The organism is Corynebacterium sp. LaCa117, assembly GCF_046717765.1.
Taxonomy (GTDB): Bacteria; Actinomycetota; Actinomycetes; order Mycobacteriales; family Mycobacteriaceae; genus Corynebacterium; species Corynebacterium kefirresidentii.
This window is the reverse complement of the sequence record NZ_CP177102.1, coordinates 1855797-1872652: the sequence shown is the minus strand read 5'-3', so window position 1 is coordinate 1872652 and position 16856 is coordinate 1855797. Positions and strand designations below refer to the sequence as shown.

At 58.9% G+C, this 16856-nt stretch carries 18 protein-coding genes; 10 read left to right on the top strand and 8 right to left on the bottom strand.

The window, feature by feature from the left end; genetic code table 11:
• Positions 1-58: 58 nt before the first annotated feature.
• On the top strand, positions 59-2572 hold the full coding sequence (gene pcrA, locus ACLI1L_RS09155) for a DNA helicase PcrA (protein ID WP_411707402.1): 2514 nt from the start codon (positions 59-61) through the stop codon (positions 2570-2572).
• Here pcrA and ACLI1L_RS09150 read toward each other — a convergent pair.
• The gene (locus ACLI1L_RS09150; RefSeq protein ID WP_408928188.1) at positions 2569-3327 is read right to left on the bottom strand and encodes a M23 family metallopeptidase; all 759 of its coding nucleotides are present in this window, start codon (positions 3325-3327) and stop codon (positions 2569-2571) included. The two genes, pcrA and ACLI1L_RS09150, sit on opposite strands and share 4 nt — an antisense overlap.
• Positions 3328-3959: 632 nt before the next feature.
• The gene (locus tag ACLI1L_RS09145) at positions 3960-4709 is read right to left on the bottom strand and encodes a M23 family metallopeptidase (RefSeq protein WP_408928189.1); all 750 of its coding nucleotides are present in this window, start codon (positions 4707-4709) and stop codon (positions 3960-3962) included.
• Positions 4710-5356: 647 nt separating this feature from the next.
• Between ACLI1L_RS09145 and ACLI1L_RS09140 the strand changes: the two genes are divergently transcribed.
• Genes ACLI1L_RS09140 through ACLI1L_RS09120 form a run of 5 tightly spaced genes read left to right on the top strand, consistent with a single transcriptional unit; the run spans position 5357 to position 10643 of the window.
• Positions 5357-6835 carry a DUF6350 family protein gene (locus ACLI1L_RS09140; RefSeq protein WP_411707401.1) on the top strand — a complete coding sequence of 493 codons (1479 nt, stop codon included), beginning with the start codon at positions 5357-5359 and terminating at the stop codon, positions 6833-6835.
• Between the two features lie 22 nt (positions 6836-6857).
• Positions 6858-7466, top strand: a complete 609-nt coding sequence (gene purN / locus ACLI1L_RS09135; protein WP_411708369.1) for a phosphoribosylglycinamide formyltransferase — start codon at positions 6858-6860, stop codon at positions 7464-7466.
• A gap of 27 nt (positions 7467-7493) precedes the next feature.
• On the top strand, positions 7494-9026 hold the full coding sequence (purH, locus tag ACLI1L_RS09130; protein ID WP_411707400.1) for a bifunctional phosphoribosylaminoimidazolecarboxamide formyltransferase/IMP cyclohydrolase: 1533 nt from the start codon (positions 7494-7496) through the stop codon (positions 9024-9026).
• Between the two features lie 15 nt (positions 9027-9041).
• Positions 9042-9986 (top strand): hypothetical protein, encoded by a 945-nt coding sequence (locus tag ACLI1L_RS09125; protein ID WP_411707399.1) that lies wholly within the window; start codon positions 9042-9044, stop codon positions 9984-9986.
• Positions 9987-10010: 24 nt separating this feature from the next.
• Entirely contained in the window at positions 10011-10643 is a 633-nt protein-coding gene (locus tag ACLI1L_RS09120) for a hypothetical protein (RefSeq protein WP_411707398.1), read from the top strand.
• Positions 10644-10650: 7 nt separating this feature from the next.
• Here ACLI1L_RS09120 and ACLI1L_RS09115 read toward each other — a convergent pair whose 3' ends face one another.
• The 6 genes from ACLI1L_RS09115 to rpmB all read right to left on the bottom strand — a co-directional run bounded on the left by ACLI1L_RS09115 (position 10651) and on the right by rpmB (position 13474).
• The gene (locus ACLI1L_RS09115) at positions 10651-11367 is read right to left on the bottom strand and encodes a TetR/AcrR family transcriptional regulator (RefSeq protein WP_086588648.1); all 717 of its coding nucleotides are present in this window, start codon (positions 11365-11367) and stop codon (positions 10651-10653) included.
• A gap of 101 nt (positions 11368-11468) precedes the next feature.
• Positions 11469-12248 carry a putative nucleotidyltransferase substrate binding domain-containing protein gene (locus ACLI1L_RS09110; RefSeq protein WP_394286585.1) on the bottom strand — a complete coding sequence of 260 codons (780 nt, stop codon included), beginning with the start codon at positions 12246-12248 and terminating at the stop codon, positions 11469-11471.
• Between the two features lie 243 nt (positions 12249-12491).
• The gene (gene rpsR, locus ACLI1L_RS09105; RefSeq protein WP_005279904.1) at positions 12492-12746 is read right to left on the bottom strand and encodes a 30S ribosomal protein S18; all 255 of its coding nucleotides are present in this window, start codon (positions 12744-12746) and stop codon (positions 12492-12494) included.
• Positions 12747-12761: 15 nt separating this feature from the next.
• Positions 12762-13067, bottom strand: a complete 306-nt coding sequence (rpsN, locus tag ACLI1L_RS09100) for a 30S ribosomal protein S14 (RefSeq protein ID WP_005279906.1) — start codon at positions 13065-13067, stop codon at positions 12762-12764.
• Between the two features lie 3 nt (positions 13068-13070).
• On the bottom strand, positions 13071-13235 hold the full coding sequence (rpmG, locus tag ACLI1L_RS09095) for a 50S ribosomal protein L33 (protein WP_005279910.1): 165 nt from the start codon (positions 13233-13235) through the stop codon (positions 13071-13073).
• 2 nt (positions 13236-13237) lie between these two features.
• The gene (rpmB, locus tag ACLI1L_RS09090; RefSeq protein ID WP_005279911.1) at positions 13238-13474 is read right to left on the bottom strand and encodes a 50S ribosomal protein L28; all 237 of its coding nucleotides are present in this window, start codon (positions 13472-13474) and stop codon (positions 13238-13240) included.
• 476 nt (positions 13475-13950) lie between these two features.
• On the opposite strand from rpmB, the gene ACLI1L_RS09085 reads away from it, so the two are divergent.
• The 4 genes from ACLI1L_RS09085 (at position 13951) to ACLI1L_RS09070 (ending at position 16808) form a co-directional block, all read left to right on the top strand.
• Positions 13951-14220, top strand: a complete 270-nt coding sequence (locus ACLI1L_RS09085) for a type B 50S ribosomal protein L31 (protein ID WP_005323793.1) — start codon at positions 13951-13953, stop codon at positions 14218-14220.
• A gap of 15 nt (positions 14221-14235) precedes the next feature.
• Positions 14236-14409, top strand: coding sequence for a 50S ribosomal protein L32 (gene rpmF, locus ACLI1L_RS09080; protein ID WP_005279913.1), 174 nt, complete (start codon positions 14236-14238; stop codon positions 14407-14409).
• Between the two features lie 144 nt (positions 14410-14553).
• Positions 14554-15252, top strand: coding sequence for a response regulator transcription factor (locus ACLI1L_RS09075; protein WP_301732755.1), 699 nt, complete (start codon positions 14554-14556; stop codon positions 15250-15252).
• Positions 15249-16808: an ATP-binding protein gene (locus ACLI1L_RS09070; RefSeq protein ID WP_411707397.1), complete on the top strand. Its 1560-nt coding sequence runs from the start codon at positions 15249-15251 to the stop codon at positions 16806-16808. Before ACLI1L_RS09075 ends, ACLI1L_RS09070 begins: the two co-directional genes overlap by 4 nt.
• Positions 16809-16856: the final 48 nt, after the last annotated feature.

Here is a 16856-nt window from a genome sequence, read left to right as displayed (position 1 = left end):
GCAGCTCGCACGGCGGATACGGGGCGTGTCCGATGGGGCTAGTAGGTTGGAAGGCATTATGAACGAAAACTCTCCTTTTAGTCCTTCCCCGTCTACCGGCGGTGCATCCGCCCCAAGCCCCTTCGGTGGCTTCGGCGCACCGCGCGGGGCGAGCCCGCAACCCGAATCCCCTGATGCTTTGACCGAGGGCCTTAACCCACAGCAGCTTGAGGCCGTAACCCACTCTGGAAGCCCGCTGCTCATTGTGGCCGGCGCCGGTTCCGGCAAAACCGCCGTGCTTACCCGGCGTATTGCTTATCTCATGCGCCACCGCGGGGTGAATCCGTGGGAGATCCTCGCCATTACCTTTACTAATAAAGCCGCCGCGGAAATGAAGGAGCGCGTGGGCGGGCTAGTTGGCCCTGTGGCCGAGCGCATGTGGGTATCTACCTTCCACTCCATCTGTGTGCGCATCCTGCGCCAAAACGCGCAGCTCGTCCCCGGCCTTAATACCAACTTCACCATCTACGATGGCGATGACGCCCGCCGGCTTTTGTCCATGATTGCCAAGGACATGCAGCTGGATCTGAAAAAGTACACCCCGCGCGTGCTGGCCAATCAGATTTCTGATCACAAAAACGAGCTCATTGGTCCCGAATCTGCGCTGGAGAAGGCGCAGCAGACCAAGAACCCGTTTGAAATTACCGTGGCCCAGGTCTATGCCGAATACCAGCGCCGCCTGCGCGCGGCCAATGCCGTGGACTTTGATGACCTCATCGGTGAGGTGGTGCGGATCTTCACCCAGCACCAGCAGGTGGTGGAGTTTTATCGCCGGCGCTTCAAGCACGTGCTTATCGACGAGTACCAGGACACCAACCACGCCCAGTATGCGCTGGTTGCCGCGCTCGTGGGCAGGGGAGAGCTCGGCCCTGACGCGCCCGAGCTGTGTGTGGTGGGCGATTCCGATCAGTCCATTTATGCCTTCCGCGGGGCCACCATTCGCAATATTCAGGAATTCGAGCGCGACTACCCCCAGGCGCACACGATCTTGCTGGAGCAGAACTATCGCTCCACCCAGACCATTCTCAACGCGGCCAACGCCGTTATTGCTAAAAATGAGAACCGACGCGAGAAGAATCTGTGGACCGCCCACGGTGAAGGCGAGCAGATCGTGGGCTACGTTGCCGATAATGAGCACGATGAGGCACGGTTCATCGCCTCCGAGATTGATTCTTTGGCGGATAAGGGGCGCAGCTATTCCGATATTGCGGTCATGTACCGCACTAATAACGCCTCCCGCGCGCTGGAGGATATCTTCATTCGCTCCGGAATTCCCTACAAGGTAGTCGGTGGCACGCGCTTTTATGAGCGGCGCGAAATTCGCGATATGGTGGCCTACCTGCGCATCCTGGATAACCCGGACGATACGGTGAGCCTGCGCCGCATTATCAATGTGCCCAAGCGTGCCATTGGGGATAAAGCACAAGGGCACATTGCCCTCCATGCAGAAAACCACGGCATTAGCTTTGGCAAGGCGCTTGCCGATGTCCCTCGTGGCGAGGTTCCTGGCCTTGGCACCCGGGCCATTAACGCGGTCACCAAATTCAACGAGATGATGGAGGGTATCCGCAATCAGATCCCGTCCATGCGCGATGAGGTTACTGGCCAGCCGGATTTGGGTGAGCTGCTCACCGCCATTTTGGATGCCACGGGATACAAGGCGGAATTGGAAAACTCCAACGACCCGCAAGATGGCGCGCGCCTCGATAACTTAAACGAGCTGGTATCGGTGGCACGCGAATTTACCTCAGAGGCCGCGAACCAGCTGGCCGCATCTGGTGCAGATGCAGTGGATCCTTCCGAGTTAGTGGAGGAGGGTGAGGCCGCGCCGGGCTCGCTGCAGGCCTTTTTGGAAAAGGTGTCGCTGGTGGCTGATGCTGACCAAATTCCGGATTCTGAGACCGGCGTGGTCACTATGATGACTCTACACACCGCAAAGGGCCTCGAGTTCCCCGTGGTCTTTTTGACCGGCTGGGAGGATGGCCAATTCCCGCATATGCGCTCACTCGGTGACCCGAAGGAGTTGAGCGAGGAGCGCCGCTTAGCCTATGTGGGCATTACTCGTGCCCGTGAACAGTTGTATCTCACCCGTGCCATCTTGCGCTCGGCTTGGGGCAACCCGGTGACTAATCCTGCCAGCCGCTTCCTCGGCGAGGTCCCTGCAGACCTCATCAACTGGCAGCGCGAAGACTCCGATAGTTCCTTAACCGGTGCGTGGGGCGAGGACGATTACCAATATGGTCGTTCCTACGGCCGCGACTGGTCTGGGTGGGGCAGAGGTGGATCCCGCGGTGGCCAGCGCGCTGCGTCTTCCCCATCGCAACGCACTAGCAAGCCGGCGGCAACCTCAATGCCTAAGAACAATAACCTCAACCTGGCCGTGGGTGACCGTGTCAATCACGCTAAGTACGGGCTCGGTACCGTCATTGAGACGTCCGGCACCGGTAAGCGTGCCACGGTCACCGTGGACTTTGGTTCTTCCGGTAAGGTCCGGCTGATGCTCATCGGCGGAGTGCCGATGGAAAAGCTCTAGACCGTAATGCCGCGCTCGTTGAACCAGGAGACTGGGTCAACGGGTGCTCCTCCACCTGGGTGAATCTCAAAGTGGAGGTGTGGGCCGGTGGAGTGTCCGTCGTTGCCAATGCCGGCGATTTCTTGGCCCGCGGTAACGTGGTCGCCCACATTTACCTTGAGCTGGTCTGCAGACATGTGGCCGTAGACGGAGATGGTGCCGTCATCGTGCTGGATGCGGATCCAGTTGCCAAAGCCCTGTGCTGGCCCGGAGTTGATGACGGTGCCATCCATGACCGCGTGAATCGGGGTACCCACGGAGTTGGCCACATCGATGCCGTTGTGCATCGTGCCCCAACGCTGGCCGAAGCCGGAGGTAAGGGTGCCGGAGGTAGGAAAGACCACTGTATTGCCCGCGGAGTCCTTGCCGCGCTTCGTGGTGAGTCCGGAGTGATTTCCCTGGGGAGCGAATGCTTCTTTCAATCCCGGTACAGAACCCGGATCCAAGACAATATTTACTCCGCCGGATTCGTTTCCATCTACCTGCGGGGTAGCCTCGCCGTTGAGAACGCCTACGGTAGTGGTGGCCAAGCCAACGAGGGCGTCGACCACACCGGCGTTATCTACGTTCGTAGCGGAGGGCTCAGAAGAGCCGTCCGATACGTCCACGCTAGCCACTGGCTCTGCAGCAAAAGCGGTGGTGCCGGTAGCAAGTACGGTGCCGAGCGTAACGATGCTCAGCGCCACGTTCTTGCGTGCGCGGTTCATGCGCTTCATATCTTTAGTCCTTTTCATGGCTTGCATGGTCTCGGGACGCTTGCGCCCTACTGAGGGCGGCGTCTTGCAACTGCCAACCGCGACACGCCGAAAGCTGAAATGCTTGCGTTCGAAATCGCTCGTGGCAACGAGTTAAAAGTTAGCCCGCCTGAACGGCCGGCGCAATCTTAAAAAACGCTGGTAACAGCGGGAAAAATTCGAAATTATTCGAACATGCCAGCTTGTTGCGCGTGTTACGAATGTGGCTAGAGTGGCGTGTGTAAAGTGTTGGTTTAGGGACTGGGGGTAGACTTCGGGGGTGGGTATGTCGCTCTGGAAATGGCGTGTTGCGTTCAAACCCAGTGATTAGCGGAAAATGTGCATTTACCTGCGACAAGGCTGCGCGCTGGACTTGCCTGTGCGGCGCAATTTGTGTCTAGGTCCGGTGGTGGAGCGCTTGTCTCGACGGGGCTTGCCCTTTGTTGGAGGCGCAATGGGAAGGCTGCAACGCACTTGAGTCGTCTTGGGGAAGGTTGGCTGCAGCCGCGGTGGTCGGGAGCCGTCGCTGGTGTCTTTAGGGCAATTGTGGACATGAAAAAGCGCCGCAGGAAAGCCACTGCGGCGCTTAACAAGAAGGTGTTGGGGTGGGGGCCTTAGAGGTCGATGCCTCGCTCAGCCAGCCAAGGCTGCGGATCGATTGCCTCGCCACCGTTCGGGTGAACTTCGAAGTGGAGGTGGGAGCCGGTGGAAAAGCCCATCGAGCCCATGCCGGCGATCTTCTGGCCGGCATGCACGTGCTCGCCAACGGCCACGTCAAGAGTTTGCATGTGACCATAAACGGTCATGGTGCCGTCGTCGTGCATGATGCGGATCCACTGGCCAAAGCCGGAAGCTGGACCGGAGTCGATGACCGTACCATCCATGACGGCAAGGATTGGGGTGCCGGGAGAGTTGGCGATGTCGACGCCCTTGTGGAAGGTGCCCCAGCGCATAGCGAATGGGGATGTGAATGCGCCTTCGGCAGGGCGGGCAACGGAAGGTGCGCGAGCGGCTTCGTCAGCGGCGGCGCGCTCCTCGGAAGCCTGGATGGCCTTGTTGAGCTGATCGGATAGATCTGCAACCGGCTTTGCTTCAGCTACGTTGAGGATCTGCGGAGCGGTATCAACGGGGGCCTCAGCAGCATCCTCAACCTGGGTGGAATCAGAGGCGAGCTCGAAGTCAACGGACTGCGTCTTGGTGGTGGCCGCGTCATCAGACTGGATGTTTGCGGCGGCTGCGCCACCTACGCCGGCGGTGGATATGGCACCTGCCGCAACCGTCATTACGGCGATGCGGCCCTTCGCGGTCTGCGAGGTGACAATCTTGCGATGGCGACCGGCGCCACGCTGAACTTTGCTTCGCATTAGGTCTTCTTTCGTCTTTTTCACAATCTGCGCAATCTGAGTGTTACGTCCCCACCGAGTTAGTTACGAGATTGTGACCTTCTTGTTACCAACGAGATGTAACAGTAGCGTCTCGAAAAGATAACAGCAACCCAAATTAAGAAATTTTTAGGCGTTGCTCGAGGGAATTGCCCACGAGCAGGCAACATAATCCGAATGGCATATTATTACTGCGACCAAGATCCCACTCGGGCTGCGTGTGGGTCATATAAAACCGATGACTTTCCATTCATGTTACTGCAGCCAGAGTTAAAGGTGTGAAACCAGGGTAGATTTTATACTCCTAATATATATGTGTGGTCAAGGTGCAGGGGTGTCGCCGGTGATTTTATGGCTACCTCGTCGCGCCACCCCAGATCTGCTGCCGGAAAGTGGCAAAGTGGACGCCGATGAACAAAAACACCAGCCCCCATTCTCGGTCAACGCCCCGCCCGCGTAGCCAGGCGCGGGGCAGGACGGTGCGCACGGAGCGCACCCCACGCGCGCCCCATCCCAGCGGGGCCCGCCAGCCCTCTGGATCGGCGCAACGTGTCGCCCGAAAGGCCGGATCTAAAGCCAAAGCGCGCCGTACTCCTGCGCCGCTGACTAGGGCAGGCCGCATCCGACGCATGCTTATCACGGCGGCAGTGCCCAACGTGGTCATTGTCCTTATCATTATGGCCATTGCCCTCGGTGGTCTTATGCTGGCCGGCTCGCCCATGGCGTGGTGGTACACCATCGTGGCGGAGTCATGGATGGTCTTTAACCTCGCGCCAGTTTCGGCGGCCGAAGTGCACATGTCTTTCTTGCCCGCCTTACCCGCGCTCATCTTGGCTGCGGTGGTGGCGGTCCGCGTGCGCAACGCGGTTAAGCACAAGGTCAGCGTCAAAGACTTGCTTATTCTTCTCAGCTGCGTACTTGGCGTGCCAGCGGTTTTTACCATCATCGCCTGGCTGATGCTTTGGGACGCGGGCAAGGTCTATGATGTCTCCCCGCCTAACCTGGCACAGGCATTGCTGCGGGTTATCGTCCTACATCTTGCTGCCATGGCAGCCGGTATGGGCTCGCGCTTGTGGCGGGCATTGGCCAAGCGTTATGGGGTGCCGCGCCAGATTGTCGACGCCACTCAGATCGCCCTTCGCTACCTCGGCTACCTAGCCATTGGCGCCGCCGTAGTCTTTGTGGTGGTTTTCCTCCTCAATATTTCTCGCCAGGGCGAGATGATGGACGAATATCCCAGGGTCTCCGGTCTAGGTGTGGCCGGGCTAGTGCTAGTGAGCCTGCTATACATTCCCAATGCCATCGTCAGCACCGCTGCGGTGGTGGTGGGCTCAGAGTTTTCCATCGGCGAAGGTTCGGTCAGCCTCTTTAGTGCCCACCTCGTGCCGCTGCCACCGCTGCCGATTACCGGTGGAATCCCGGCCTCCGCGCCTAGCTGGGCCGTAGTGCTTCTACTTGTCCCGCTCGGCGCCGCAATCTACGCCTTATATAAAAAGCGGCCAAGCTTCCAGGACGTACTAGTAGCCACGGTGGCCTCCGCGGTAGTCATGTTTATTGCCTGCTACCTTGTCAGCGGCGACCTTGGCTACTACGGCGCCACCGGCCCGAATCTATGGACCGCCGCAGGCCTAACCGCCCTGTGGATGGCCGTTTTCGGCAGCGCCGTTGCCGCAGGTTTTGCCTTTGTGGCATGGCGCGCGGCGCGCACGGCACGTGTCACGGCCCCTGATACTCCCGATTCGGATGCCGCTGAAGACGACGCCCCTGAGGCCGTCGCTGAAGCCGACGAGACCCCAGTTGAACCGGAGCGCGAGCCCGTTACCGATCCGGAGATCGTTGACGCCGAAGTAGTTGAGGACGAGCCCGATGACGCCGCCCCTGACGCAGCCGCGGATGGGGAAGAAGTCACCCCGGCTGAGGATGCGGCGAAGCAGCAGGAGGAACCGGAGGAATCTGAGAAACACGAGGAATCGGACGAACTTGAGGACGCTGAGGAGAAGAAAAGGGGCGTCGCCAAGCCGGTTAGCCAACAGCTCAAGGGCCAAATGGGGGAGAGCGAGCAGGCTTCCTCGAGCGAAAATTCCTCCGCGGAAGGGGAGAGAGACTAGGCTATAGCGCGTGACTTCACCGATGCCTCCGCGCTATGCCGCTGACCCTGAACGCCTCCGAGTGGTGGTGCTCGTTTCTGGAACGGGATCACTGCTGCAAGCCATCGTGGATGCCCAAGCAGGGCACTACCAAGTGGTAAAGGTGGTGGCGGATAAGGAATGCCACGGTATTTCGCGCGCACAGGACCACGGGATCGATACCGAGGTCGTGGCGCTGGGTGCCGATCGCGCCGAATGGAATCAACGTCTGGTTGACGCAGTAGATGCTGTGCAGCCAGACGTTGTTGTTTCTGCGGGCTTTATGAAGATCCTGGGAAAGGAATTTCTCGACCGCTTCGAAGGCCGCACCATCAATACCCACCCGGCGCTGCTGCCTGCCTTCAAGGGAGCGCACGCCGTGCGCGACGCCTTGGACTATGGCGTGAAGATCACCGGCTCTACCGTCCATTTTGTGGATTCGGGAGTGGATACCGGACCCATCATCGCGCAGCGATCCGTAGCCATCATGGCGGACGATGATGAGTCCACTCTCCACGAGCGCATCAAACAAGTAGAGCGCGATCTCATCGTGGAGGTACTGCGCGCAGCAGACGTCCACAATGAGGAACTTATTATTCAACTCGCAGACTAAGACTTTTCGAAAGGCTTAATCCTCCTCATGAGCGAAGACCGCAAGCAGGTAAAGCGCGCCCTTATCAGCGTGTACGACAAAACCGGGCTGGAGGATCTGGCCCGCGCCCTCGATAAGGCAGGCGTAGAAATCGTCTCCACCGGCTCCACCGCGAAGAAGATCGCGGACCTAGGCATCGAGGTCACTCCGGTAGAAAAGCTCACCGGCTTCCCAGAGTGCTTGGAAGGCCGCGTCAAGACGCTGCACCCGCGCGTACACGCCGGCATCCTGGCCGATACCCGCAAGGAAGATCACCTCAACCAGCTCTCCGAGCTCGAGGTAGAGCCTTTCCAGCTCGTCGTGGTCAACCTGTACCCCTTCCGCGAGACCGTTGCTTCTGGCGCGGACTTCGATGGCTGCGTCGAACAGATCGATATCGGCGGCCCGTCTATGGTGCGTGCAGCCGCCAAGAACCACCCGTCCGTTGCCGTGGTAGTAGATCCCTCCCGCTATGACGAGGCCGTGGAGGCCATCAATAACGGGGGCTTTACTCTAGAGCAGCGCCGCGGCTTGGCCCGCGACGCCTTCCTGCACACCGCGGATTATGATGCGGCCGTCTCCGCCTGGTTTGTCGACCAGCTGAGCGAGGAAGGCCAAACCACCCCGCTGCGCTATGGCGAGAACTCCCACCAAAAGGCCACCATCACCCGCATCGGTTCTACGGGCCTTGCCAATGCCACCCAGTTCAACGGCAAGGAGATGAGCTACAACAACTACCAGGATGCGGATGCCGCTTGGCGCGCCGCGTGGGACCACGAGCGCCCCTGCGTTGCAATTATTAAGCACACCAATCCTTGTGGCATTGCCGTTTCTGAAGAGTCCATCGCCGCCGCTCACCGTGCGGCGCATGCGTGTGACCCGATGTCCGCCTTCGGCGGCGTCATCGCCGTCAACCGCGAGGTCACCGTGGAGATGGCCGAGCAGGTCAAGGAAATCTTTACCGAGGTCATCGTCGCTCCTTCCTATGAGGACGGCGCTATCGAGGTCCTCAAGGCCAAGAAGAATCTGCGCGTGCTGCAAGCAGAACACGAACACCAGCACGAAGAGCGCAAGTACATCTCCGGCGGCGTGCTCACTCAAGAGCCAGATACCTACCAGGCCGAGGACGATGACCCAGCCAACTGGACCCTGGCCGCAGGTGAGGCCCTCAACGAGTCCGATATGGCCGAGCTCGAGTTCGCCTGGCGCGCCGTGCGCGCGGTGAAATCCAATGCGATCTTGCTGGCTAAGGACAATGCCACCGTGGGCGTGGGCATGGGCCAGGTCAACCGCGTTGACTCTGCCAAGCTCGCCGTCGAGCGCGCCAATACCCTGGCGGATGGCGCCAACCGCACCAAGGGCTCTTTCGCAGCTTCCGACGCCTTCTTCCCATTCGCCGATGGCTTGCAGGTGCTTCTCGACGCCGGCGTGAAGGCCGTTGTTCAGCCTGGCGGCTCCATCCGTGACGAGGAAGTCATTGCGGCGGCCAAGGAAGCCGGCGTTACGCTGTACCTGACTGGTACCCGCCACTTCGCGCACTAGCCTAAGCTAGTTTTCATGACGTTCCCTATCCGCCGGGCCTGGGGCCCGGCAGCTGCCCTCATCGCCTGCGCACTCTCCTTGGGCGCGTGCGGCGATGAGGAGACGGCGGATAATTCCCCTACTTTTGTCAACACCGAGGCACGCGGCACGGCCGATCCCTTGTACGGAGAGACCACGGCTGCAACATCTGCGGCCTCATCCACAGCCCCTGCTGCCGAGCGCGCCCCGTCTGACTCCACGGAACCTCCGGCCGCAGCCCCTGCCGATGACGTTCAAGCCGTACTTGATCGCATTGTGGCGCACCATGGAAATGTTGGCATTGCGGTCTCCGATGGCACCTCTACCGTCGAGGCTGGGCGCACCGCTCCCGAAGCCGCGTGGTCAACCTCCAAGGTGCCCGTGCTTATTGCGGCTCATCGTACCGGTGTTGCCGATGACCAGCTGGTCTCCTCTGCAATTACTTACTCCGATAACGAGGCCGCCAAGGCCGCGTGGGCAGCATTAGGGGAGCCGACCGTGGCCGCACAGGCCGCCCAAAGCGTTATTGCGGAGGCAGGCGATACCGCCACCCAAGTCCAATCCCAGGTCACCCGCCCGGAATTTACTGCCTTTGGTCAGACCATGTGGAGCGTGGGCAACCAGGCTAAGTTTATGGCTGGGTTGCGCTGCGTGGATGGAGCTCAGCCGATTATCGACGCCATGGGTACCGCCGATCCCGCGCAAAGCTACGGTCTCCGAGCCTTGCCGGGCTCCTTTATGAAGGGTGGCTGGGGGCCGAGCCCCACTGGCGCCTACGACGTGCGCCAGATGGGTATCGTCCGGTTGGGTGGGCACGACGTTGCCATAGCAATGATTGCCTCGTCCCCTGATGGCCAGTACGCCTCCGCTCAGGCGGTTCTTACATCCGTTGCCGAAGACCTCGCTCAAGCTGATACGCAGTGGCCCAGCCCCGCCTGCTAGGCCTGTCATTAGAAAGGAAAGCTTATGCCTTATCGCTCTCGCCTCCGCTCACTTATCGCCGCGGGGTTCGTCCCGCTCATGGCCGCCAGCCTCGCGCTCAGCGGCTGCAGCAACGCCAAGGATGAAGCTGCCCCTAGCTTCAAAGGGCAGGGTAGTGGAATGACCACGGTCGACAGCGCGGATAAAGAAGAGAAGGGTAGTGAGGAAACCACGGCTGCGCAGGAGACCGTAACGAAAGAGAAGAAAGCCCCCGAGGAGCCACCGGTAGTTACGGTCACGCAGACAGAAAAGCAGGAATCACCATCTTCTTCCGGCGGGGGTCAGAAGAGTGGTGTGGGTAAATATATTTCCAACTTCAACGAGTACGGATGGCTGGATGGCGGTTACGCCAACTGTCAGCGCTTTGAGCGTGCCTTATTCGCCGGTTCTGGGCCGGACGGCAGGGTCATCATTTGTGAAACCGGCGGTGGAGTCAAATTCTATCGCTCGTCGATGTTTGACGGACAGTTCCAAACGAGCGACGTTACCCAAGACGGGAATAACTACTACGTCAATGCGGATCCCTCGATTATCGTGGTGACCCCGAGTGGCGTCAGCGTGCGCGAAGGAGGCGGATTGGCTGCCACGGGAGAGTTCACGGAGTCGTGGCAGCGCTAATGAGGGGTTAGCGCGACTTCTTCTTGCGGTCGGCCGCTGCTGCGGCGGCTGCGGAGATGGAGTCGTTGCGATTCTTCAAAAGCTCGAGGGTAGTTTCCTCGGCGTTATCGGGAACGGAGGCGCCGAGGACGGCTAAGGCGGCGTCGGCAAGCATAGCGGCCGTCTCCGGCACCGACTGGGAAGCGTCGAACGGCGGGGTGCCGTTATTGGGCCGCATTTCGATGACGGATAGCGCAATGTGGAAGGGAAGCTCCACGCGGGGATCCTCCTCGCCCACAATGGCGGTTGCGGTAGAGCGGAAATGATTCTGCAGGCGGTCGCGCGATTCGTGGTATTCGGAAAACTCCGGAGAATTAGCCACCGGCAGCTGATATAGGCGCCCCACGTTCCAGCCGCTGGTGAGCAATAGACGTGATTCCGCGGCGACCAAAGACCACAGGCGTTGAGCCGGATCGGCATCAGTGCCGGCCAACTCATCGGCCAACTCCAAGGATGGTTCGATGGTGGAATTGAGCAGCGTAAGGAAAATCTCCGTCTTGGACGGGAAATGGTAATACAGCGAGGCCTGGCGGATGCCAACCGCATCTGCAATCTGGTGCGTGGATGTAGTAGCAAACCCTTGAGTAGTGAAAAGCTCGGAGGAGGCGTCCAAGATCTCCTCTCGGGCGCTGTTTCCCCTGCGCCGCGGGCTGTGTTTACGCGGCCTACCGACAGTGCCTGCCATGCGGTGGGACGCCTCCTTTCACAAGAAGAAATTGCTTTTAATTACCAACTGTACAATCTTATGCCCGACTAGGTACTGCTTCCGAATCCGCACCTTAGGGACTATTTATATTCTTCTGCCCGCTGCGTAATGGACTCAAACACGGCCGAGACAATACGGCACGCCGAGCCATAAGCAGTGCGATCCAACGGCGGAAGATCCCGCAGCGTGGCTGGGCGGTCACTGACGCGCTCGTACCAACGGCGCAACTCTAATGCATAGCCGGTACGCCACGCTAGATCCAAAGACTCTGCGTCGGTGGCGGTGAGGACAGCGCGCTCAACGCCAATCGCCAGGCGATCTACCGTCGGGCGAGGCCCCGGCGCCGCCCAGCGAGCGATAGCTGCAATGGGGGAGAGCAGTGTCGCCTTGATGTCCACAGCTGCATCGCGGTCCGGCAGGCCGTCCACCATTTTCAGCGTAGGCGGGCGTTTGGTCAAAGCTTCTTCTAGGAGCGCTTGTTCTCCGCCGTTTCCCAGGGGAAGGCCGGCATCGACGCGCGCGGCAATCGAATCGGCGGCCTCGTGAGCCTGGAGGCCGACATCAGAAAAGACTTCCTGGAGATCGGAATCCTGGCCAATCCATTCCACAGGCATAGATGGCAGCTGGTCGCCCCGAGCGGCAGCACCGGTAAGGCGTACCGGTGAGTTGACCCCAGGGGAGCGAACGATATCTACCAACAAGTGGGAATACCAGTGAGCCAATTCAATCTCATTATCTTGGTGAGCGACCGCATTGCGCAAGATATCTTGGGACTCTGCGAGCAGCCCGCGGGCCGTAGCGCGAGACTGGCAGTGCGGGGCAAGCTCGGAGAGATCGAGTAGGGATTGGTGTAGGGCCATAGCTCACTGCCTTTCACTAGTGCGAAGCCGGTGCTTCCCCCCAGTGGCTGCGGGGCGCACGAATGCTTTAAATCTAACACCTTGGCCGCGTGGGCTGAATATGTGGGTCTAAAGGCGGTAGTAAGAGGGAGAAAACGACTATCGCCGCCTGCCCTCGAGGAGGGAGGCGGCGATAGTCTATGGATCTTTTACCGTGTCACACTTGCCAGCGGCAAAAGTGCGCTGTTGATACCCAGCTACTGTTTAGCGGGTGGTGAACGGCAGGAGAGCCATTTCGCGTGCGTTCTTGACTGCGGTAGCAACCTGACGCTGCTGCTGCGGGGTCAGACCGGTGACGCGACGGGAACGGATCTTGTGACGATCCGAGATGAACAGACGCAGAGTCTTGGTGTCCTTGTAGTCCACCTTCTCGATGCCCTCAGCCTTCAAAGGGTTCTTCTTCGGGCGACGGCTCTGCTCCATACGGAACTTCTTTTGGTTATTGCGCTTATTAGCCATTGTGCAATTACCCCTTTACCAGCTGGACTTACGAACGCCCGGCAGCTCACCACGGTGAGCCATGCCGCGCATACGGACACGGGACAGGCCGAACTTGCGGAGGTAACCGCGTGGGCGGCCATCGGCAGCGTCACGGTTACGTACGCGGGCTGGGGAAGCGTCACGAGGCTGGCGGTTCAGCTCGAACTGAGCCTCCAGGCGCTCCTCATCCGGGGTGTTCGGGTTCTTGATGATCTTCTTGAGCTCAGCGCGACGCTCCGCATAGCGGGCGACGATTTCCTTGCGCTGCTCGTTCTTAGCGATCTTGGACTTCTTAGCCATTGATTATCGCTCCTCGCGGAATTCGACGTGCTTGCGGGCAATCGGATCGAACTTCTTCAAGGTGATGCGATCCGGGTTGTTGCGCTTGTTCTTACGGGTCACGTAGGTGTAACCGGTGCCCGCAGTGGACTTCAGCTTAATGATTGGGCGGATATCGTTACGTGCCATACTTAAATCTTCTCCCCACGTGCGCGAATCTTAGCCACAACGGACTCGATGCCATCGCGGTCGATGATCTTCATGCCCTTGGTGGAAACATTCAGGGTGATGGTACGGCCCTCAGAGGGCAGGTAGTAGCGACGACGCTGCACGTTGGGGTTCCAACGGCGCGAAGTGCGGCGGTGCGAGTGCGAGACCTGCTTGCCGAATTCCGGCTTGCGGCCCGTTACCTGGCAAATAGCCGACATGGGTCTTCTTTCTCCTAGCCGCCCACATCATGGCTATGGACAATGAAACGCCGACTGCCGAGTGAGGGTGGCAGTGCTCATAAGTGAGGTGTGAGCGGGTGCGGCGCCATCGTCGAACGCCAGTAGACGGGGCGTAAAACGTATATTTTGACAACAGCAAGGGAAAATCTTACAGCCTTGGGCGCGAATTACCTAATCGCTACCTTGCTGTGGTCAGTGGGGCTGTTTGTGGTTGTGGGGTGGCATTTGGCTGTGGCGTGCCGCCATGCGTAATACAAGAAACTGGTGTGAAATGAGTGGTCGGAGCGGGGAGGGGATTTCGCATCTGGGGTAGTTGACTGTAGGATAATTCAGGTTGTTGACCCGTGCCGCACGGCACGTGGTTAGCAGAGTGAAATTTGTACGTCCCAACTCGGGCACGATCCGCTCCATAAGTGAGTGGAACCGACCCGTAGTCCAACCCTGAGGGAATATATATGAAGAAAGATATTCACCCGGATTACCACCCGGTAGTCTTCCGTGATGCTGGTACCGGTCACTCCTTTTTGACTAAGTCCACCGCTTCCTCCGACCGCACCGTGGAGTGGGAAGATGGCAACGAGTACCCACTGATCGTTGTTGACGTTACCGCTGAGTCCCACCCGTTCTGGACTGGTGCACAGCGCGTTATGGATACCGCCGGCCGCGTCGAGCGCTTCAACCAGCGCTTCGGTGGCATGGCTCGCCGCAAGAAGAAGAACGCGTAAGGAGGAGAGTAGAAAATGGCAACTCCTAAGTTTAAGAAGTCCCGTGCGAACACTCACGCACGTCGTTCCCAGTGGAAGGCTGACAACGTGGCCCTCCAGGAAGTCACCATCGACGGCCAGACCGTCCGCATCCCGCGCCGCTTGGTCAAGGCTGCCAAGCTGGGCCTGGTTGACGTAGAGCAGTTCTAAGCTCGTTTCGCACTTTCCCCGTTCGCTCTCTGTAGGAGGGTTGAGCGGGGATTTTTGCTATCTTAAGTATTATTTGGGGGGCTATGGGGGTAAATATTTCTCATAACTTCATGAAGTTGCCTTTCATCAGTAATAATTAGGATCATGAAAATCCTTGTGGTGGATGATGAACAACCCGTCCGTGAATCGCTACGCCGTTCCCTACGTTTCAACGGCTACGATGTGCTGACTGCTAACGACGGCTTAGAGGCAGTAGAGACGGTGCGCTCTGAGAATCCAGAATTGCTGATTCTGGACGTCATGATGCCAAACATGGATGGACTTGAGGTGTGCCGCACCCTGCGTGGTGAAGGCTGGGACCGTCCGATTCTCGTGCTGACTGCCCGCGATGGCGTATCGGACCGCGTAGCTGGTCTCGATGCTGGCGCCGATGATTACTTACCAAAGCCATTCGCACTGGAAGAACTCTTGGCGCGCGTGCGTTCCCTGGTTCGCCGCGCTTCCGCAGATTCCATCGCTGCTGAGGCTCCGGTGGAGAGCAAGCTTAGCTTCGAAGACCTAGAACTCGATGCTGATACTCGTGAAGTAAGCCGCGGCGGTCGTGCAATTTCTTTGACGCGTACCGAATTTTCCCTACTGCAGCTCCTTATGGAAAATCCCCGCAAGGTGCTTTCTCGTAGCAAGATTCTGGAGGAGGTATGGGGCTATGATTTCCCTACCTCTGGCAATGCGCTCGAGGTCTATATTGGCTACCTGCGTAAGAAGACGGAGGGAGACGGCGATTCGCGTCTTATCCACACTGTCCGTGGCGTTGGTTATGTCTTGAGGGAGTCTCATCCGTGATCTTAAGGAAGCCCGCTTCCCCTGCAGTGGCTTCCGGGAAAGCACAGCCCACACCTCTTACTGAGTTCTCTGAAAGCCAAGGGAGCTGGGCTTCACGGGCGCCACTGCGGTGGCGCCTTGCTACTGTTACTGGCCTTGTGGTGGCCGTAGCCGTTGCCGTAATGACCTTGGCAACGTACTGGGTAGTATCTATGTCCCTGACTGCCTCCGTAGATGACCGCTTGGAGGCCAAAGCGGATGCCTTGTTGCGCAAGAGCCAGGACCCGCGGTTTATCGACAACGTGGATCAGGAAATTGACGAATTTAAGTCCTATAACCCTGATACGCGCGTTTCCTTATCGCCGCCCTCCACGAGCTTGTCTTATGGCGATACTATTCCCCTCGGTGGAGACTTCCATCGGACGGAAGACTATACAGATACCTCCGTGCGTACGGTCGGCGGCGAGCGTATTCTGGCCAAACGCCACGATCTAGGCTCTACCGTTATCGTTGCGCAATCTCTGGCTCCGACCCAAGAATTCATCGCCATCCTCGGCACGGTTTTGCTGATTATTGTTGCGCTTGGCATTTTGCTCGCCATCTTTGCTGGTCTCATCGTGTCAAAAACCGGCATGCAACCCATTGCGCGCTTGAAACGCGCAGTGGATTACGTGACGCAGACCAATGATCTGCGCCCCATCGAAGTATCCAATAATGACGAGATGGCTCAGCTGACCACATCCTTTAACCAGATGCTGGAGGCGCTGCAAGAATCTCGGTCGCAGCAGGCCCAGTTCGTCGCCGATGCCGGGCACGAGCTGAAGACGCCGTTGACCTCAATGCGTACCAATATTGAGCTTTTGATGATGCTTAATCGCGCCGGTGGCGGCTTTGGCATGAGCGATGAGGACCGCAAGGACCTTGAAGATGACGTCATGTCCCAGATGAACGAACTCTCCACCTTGATTGGTGACCTCGTTGACTTAGCACGCGAGGATGGCAACGAACGAGAACCGGAACCGGTGGACCTGTGCGAGGTCATGATGTCTTCCTTAGAGCGTGCCCGTCGCCGCCGCCCGGACGTGGAATTTCTGGTGCGCTTTATCCCGTGGGAGCTGGATGGTGACCCCTTCGCATTGGGCCGCGCTACGTTGAATCTGATGGACAATGCGGCTAAGTGGTCGCCGGCTACTGGCACGGTACGCGTGTCCATGGAACAGCTATCTTCCCACGAGGTGCGCCTGCGCTTTGATGACTCCGGTCCAGGCATTGCGCCGGAGGAGCGGGAGAAGGTTTTCGAGCGCTTCTACCGTTCGGCAGAGGCGCGTTCTATGCCTGGCTCTGGTTTGGGCCTGGCTATCGTGAAATCGGTGATTGAGCGCCACGACGGCACCATTAAGATCCGTGAGTCCAATGATGGTGGCACGCGCATGGAAGTAGTCCTGCCGGGAAAGCCCGTGTCCGGAGAAATCTTTGTCGATGGTTTGGCAGAGCCGCATGAGGGGCAGCCGGGCGGCAATGAAGATCCCAGCGATCGCGGTGAAATCTTTGCTCAACGCTGGTTTAACCAAGGGTAGTCTGCGGCCCTTTATACTGGTGATCGCATACAGCTACCTTTCAGGAAT

What these genes read in the sequence shown, in the direction of transcription:
- pcrA (WP_411707402.1), top strand. Translation starts at nt 59, where the DNA reads ATGAACGAAAACTCTCCTTTTAGTCCTTCCCCGTCTACCGGCGGTGCA.
- ACLI1L_RS09150 (WP_408928188.1), bottom strand. Translation starts at nt 3,327, where the DNA reads ATGAAGCGCATGAACCGCGCACGCAAGAACGTGGCGCTGAGCATCGTT.
- ACLI1L_RS09145 (WP_408928189.1), bottom strand. Translation starts at nt 4,709, where the DNA reads ATGCGAAGCAAAGTTCAGCGTGGCGCCGGTCGCCATCGCAAGATTGTC.
- ACLI1L_RS09140 (WP_411707401.1), top strand. Translation starts at nt 5,357, where the DNA reads ATGCTTATCACGGCGGCAGTGCCCAACGTGGTCATTGTCCTTATCATT.
- purN (WP_411708369.1), top strand. Translation starts at nt 6,858, where the DNA reads ATGCCTCCGCGCTATGCCGCTGACCCTGAACGCCTCCGAGTGGTGGTG.
- purH (WP_411707400.1), top strand. Translation starts at nt 7,494, where the DNA reads ATGAGCGAAGACCGCAAGCAGGTAAAGCGCGCCCTTATCAGCGTGTAC.
- ACLI1L_RS09125 (WP_411707399.1), top strand. Translation starts at nt 9,042, where the DNA reads ATGACGTTCCCTATCCGCCGGGCCTGGGGCCCGGCAGCTGCCCTCATC.
- ACLI1L_RS09120 (WP_411707398.1), top strand. Translation starts at nt 10,011, where the DNA reads ATGCCTTATCGCTCTCGCCTCCGCTCACTTATCGCCGCGGGGTTCGTC.
- ACLI1L_RS09115 (WP_086588648.1), bottom strand. Translation starts at nt 11,367, where the DNA reads ATGGCAGGCACTGTCGGTAGGCCGCGTAAACACAGCCCGCGGCGCAGG.
- ACLI1L_RS09110 (WP_394286585.1), bottom strand. Translation starts at nt 12,248, where the DNA reads ATGGCCCTACACCAATCCCTACTCGATCTCTCCGAGCTTGCCCCGCAC.
- rpsR (WP_005279904.1), bottom strand. Translation starts at nt 12,746, where the DNA reads ATGGCTAATAAGCGCAATAACCAAAAGAAGTTCCGTATGGAGCAGAGC.
- rpsN (WP_005279906.1), bottom strand. Translation starts at nt 13,067, where the DNA reads ATGGCTAAGAAGTCCAAGATCGCTAAGAACGAGCAGCGCAAGGAAATC.
- rpmG (WP_005279910.1), bottom strand. Translation starts at nt 13,235, where the DNA reads ATGGCACGTAACGATATCCGCCCAATCATTAAGCTGAAGTCCACTGCG.
- rpmB (WP_005279911.1), bottom strand. Translation starts at nt 13,474, where the DNA reads ATGTCGGCTATTTGCCAGGTAACGGGCCGCAAGCCGGAATTCGGCAAG.
- ACLI1L_RS09085 (WP_005323793.1), top strand. Translation starts at nt 13,951, where the DNA reads ATGAAGAAAGATATTCACCCGGATTACCACCCGGTAGTCTTCCGTGAT.
- rpmF (WP_005279913.1), top strand. Translation starts at nt 14,236, where the DNA reads ATGGCAACTCCTAAGTTTAAGAAGTCCCGTGCGAACACTCACGCACGT.
- ACLI1L_RS09075 (WP_301732755.1), top strand. Translation starts at nt 14,554, where the DNA reads ATGAAAATCCTTGTGGTGGATGATGAACAACCCGTCCGTGAATCGCTA.